Origin of the sequence: Vibrio sp. 1562, assembly GCF_033340155.1 — a bacterium.
GTDB classification, from domain to species: domain Bacteria; phylum Pseudomonadota; class Gammaproteobacteria; order Enterobacterales; family Vibrionaceae; genus Vibrio; species Vibrio alginolyticus.
Window position 1 is genome coordinate 1 of the sequence record NZ_JAWOVY010000127.1, and the last position, 1,028, is coordinate 1,028.

Annotated in this window: 2 protein-coding genes and 1 pseudogene; 1 reads left to right on the forward strand and 2 read right to left on the reverse strand. The window is 48.8% G+C overall.

What is annotated here, in order from left to right; translation table 11 throughout:
• Positions 1-199: pseudogene (locus tag R7Z49_RS23660) on the forward strand (PepSY domain-containing protein); the annotation flags it as partial.
• A 47-nt stretch (positions 200-246) separates the two neighbouring features.
• Here the strand turns inward: R7Z49_RS23660 and R7Z49_RS23665 are convergent.
• Both R7Z49_RS23665 and R7Z49_RS23670 read right to left on the reverse strand, forming a co-directional pair.
• Entirely contained in the window at positions 247-630 is a 384-nt protein-coding gene (locus R7Z49_RS23665; protein ID WP_023584531.1) for a VOC family protein, read from the reverse strand.
• Positions 623-1,028: LysR substrate-binding domain-containing protein (locus R7Z49_RS23670; RefSeq protein WP_318112160.1), on the reverse strand; the 406-nt coding region annotated here is incomplete at its 5' end. The genes R7Z49_RS23665 and R7Z49_RS23670, both read right to left, overlap by 8 nt.

Sequence of the window (1,028 nt, forward strand, 5' to 3'; positions counted from 1 at the left end):
GTTACGTCGACCAAGTCGCAGCGCATCGCTTGGCGCGCCGCCACAATTTCAACATGACGGAGTGTGGAAATTGGGGTTAGCCACATTGGTTGCCATCTGTGCCGCGTTCCCGATGGGCGGTTTAGCCATTGTGAGCGTTTTGCTTTTGGACTGGGTGGTGTTCCGCCGTGTCGAGAAGCTAAAAGCAGCACTGAACTAAGGTGTCGTATTGGTATAAAACAAGAGCCAGCGAATTGCTGGCTCTTTTTACTTCTGATAAAGCTCCAATGGTAAGCCATCGGGATCTTGGAAGAACGTAAATGCTTTGCCCGTAAACTCATCAATGCGAATGGGTTCAACAGCGATGTGTTTGGATTCCAGATACGCTTTTACTTCTTCAACGTTATCGACTTGAAACGCCAAATGTCGCAAGCCTTGCGCCTCCGGAAAGCTTGGTCGCTCCGGTGAGCCGGGAAAACTGAACAGCTCGATTTGGCTTCCGTCCGGCAACGCAAGGTCGAGTTTGTAGGAGTCTCGCGCTTCACGATAGTTTTCTGCGATGATTTGTAGCCCTAGCACTTCGGTGTAAAAACGCTTTGATGTTGGGTAATCACTGCAAATGATAGCGACGTGATGAATCGCATTAAACATGGTTGGGTTCCTTAGACACGAGATGTTCGTTTACAAAGTCGAGAAATACACGTAGACGTGCAGGCATGTATTTGGTTTGTGCGTACTGCATGGCGACCGCACCGTGGTAGTTACTTTTGATCATCCAATCGGACAACACTTCGACCACTTCTCCGCGCTCTAATGCCTCTTTCACCACGAAATCGTGGAAGATGCCAATTCCTAAACCGGCCTTGACGCCATTTAGGCGCATTTGCGAATGGTTGACCGCATACCGACCACTGACCGCGATGGAATGAAACGCCTCTTCTTTAAAAAACGACCAAATGTTGTCTTTGTCGTTTTCTGCTAGGTAAATACAGTCGTGCTGTTCAAGTTGCGTAGGATGTTCTGGCATGCCTCTTTGTGCGAGGTAGTCT